The sequence below is a fragment of the Roseovarius sp. TE539 genome, from assembly GCF_003298505.1.
Lineage (GTDB): Bacteria > Pseudomonadota > Alphaproteobacteria > Rhodobacterales > Rhodobacteraceae > Roseovarius.
This window is the reverse complement of sequence record NZ_QNGB01000063.1, coordinates 1-2,035: the sequence shown is the minus strand read 5'-3', so window position 1 is coordinate 2,035 and position 2,035 is coordinate 1. Positions and strand designations below refer to the sequence as shown.

Sequence of the window (2,035 nt, the reverse complement as noted above, 5' to 3'; positions counted from 1 at the left end):
GAGAACCGGCCCGTGGCGTCATGGAAGGCCACGATCAGAGGCCTGACACACGTCCGATCGAAGACCCCGCCGAAAAATCGCAGATAACGCTTGCCAAACAGGGGGCATCCACACACGCCCCGGGTTTACCGGGGTCGTGTCGCGAGGTGTGTGGAAATTCCCGATGAGCACCTCCGGGCCGGTTTCGTATGACGCGGCTCAGGCCGCTTCGTCAAGGACGGCGGGTTCCAGCGGCTGATCGAGGGTTTCCCATCCATCGACCTTCCGCATCCGGATCTGGCCTGACGAGCTATACCGGACTCTGGGTGACGCGGCCTGCTCAAGCGGCGCGGTTTTCGGTGTCGTTTTTGGCGACACCGTCGGTGAATGTGACGCCTTCCATGACCAAAGGCAACTGGTTCGCGCCTTTCAGTCGGCGCCATGTCTTCGCGGCAGCCTGAACGAGCTTGAAGACCATCAGTTTTGTGGTCTTCTGCGACAGCGCCCCCTTGGTTCGTACGGTCCGGTGCCTGACGGTGGCGAAGACGCTCTCAATAGGATTGCCCGTGCGCAGGTGATCCCAGTGATCGGCGGGGAAGTCGTAGAAAACGAGCAGGGCGTCGCGGTCCTTGGTCAGGCAGGTCACCGCCTTCTCGTATTTCGTCCTGTATTTCTCAACGAAGATGTCCATCGCAGCCCTGGCCTTGACGCGGGTTTCCGCCTGCCAGACCTCGCGCAGGTCTGCCTTCACCGTGAGTTGCATCGATTTCGGGAACTTGTTCAGGACATTGGCGATCTTGTTCGACGGGGCTCCGCCCGTTCAGGGCTGGATTGGTCCACCGGACCAATCCCGAGACGCCCTTCACCCCAACACCGTTGATGGCGCGTGCCCGGGAAGACCTCGTCGAGCGCCTTCCAGAACCCCATCGCCCCATCGCCAATGGCGATCTCGGGCGGCACCGAGAGGCCGCGGGCCTTGACATCGACCAAGAGCTCGCGCCAGCTCTGCGCGCTCTCGCGCACCCCGACCTGAAAGCCGACGAGTTCCTTCTTTCCTTCGGGCGTGGCCCCGAGAATGACCAGCATGCACTCGGCCTGCGGCTCCATCCGGGCCTGGAGGTAGACGCCGTCCGCCCATATGTAGACATACCGCCGCGCCGACAGATCGCGGCGCTGCCAACGGTCATATTCTTGCTGCCACTCCCCGGTCAAGCGCGAGATCACACTGGGCGACAGGTTCGGCGCATCCCTGCCCAGGATGGCAGAGAGCGCCTCCCGGAAGTCGCCCGTCGAGATGCCGCGCAGGTAGAGGACCGGCAGCGGGGCATCGAGGCTGCGCGAGCGTCGCGCCCATTTCGGCAGGATCGCAGAGGTGAAGCGGATCTTCCTCTCCGCCGGGGCATCGGTGGCGCGGTCGCGCACCTTCGGGCGCTGCACGTCGAGCGCGCCGATCCCGGTCTGGATGCTGCGCTCCGGCCCGTAACCGTGTCGGACAACCCGCTGGCGGCCGTCCGGCAGGGTCTCCTCGGCATGGCTCGCGACGAAGGCGTCGGCCTCTGCCCTCAGCGCGGCCGCCAGCATCCGTCGCGCCCCGTCGCGCGCGATCTCGGTCAACGGGTCATCAACAGATTCCGGCTGACGCAGGGCGATGATGTCTGTATCTTTCGTCATGGCGTATCGTTCCTTCTGGAAGTTCTGGCAGGCTTGGACACCCGCCACGATACGCCGCCTTCTACAACTCCGTCACCCAGTTTCCCGCATAGCTCATGGCGATCTCGGGCGGCACCGAGAGGCCGCGGGCCTTGACATCGACCAAGAGCTCGCGCCAGCTCTGCGCGCTCTCGCGCACCCCGACCTGAAAGCCGACGAGTTCCTTCTTTCCTTCGGGCTTGGCCCCGAGAATGACCAGCATGCACTCGGCCTGCGGCTCCATCCGGGCCTGGAGGTAGACGCCGTCCGCCCAGATGTAGACATACCGCCGCGCCGACAGATCGCGGCGCTGCCAACGGTCAAATTCTTGCTGCCACTCCCCGGTCAAGCGCGAGATCACACTGGG

At 64.6% G+C, this 2,035-nt stretch carries 2 pseudogenes; both read right to left on the bottom strand.

Annotated features, from left to right (window positions below):
* Positions 1 to 319: 319 nt before the first annotated feature.
* Positions 320 to 1,650, bottom strand: a pseudogene (locus DQW77_RS17840) (IS256 family transposase).
* Between the two features lie 94 nt (positions 1,651 to 1,744).
* Positions 1,745 to 2,035: pseudogene (locus tag DQW77_RS17835) on the bottom strand (transposase); the annotation flags it as partial.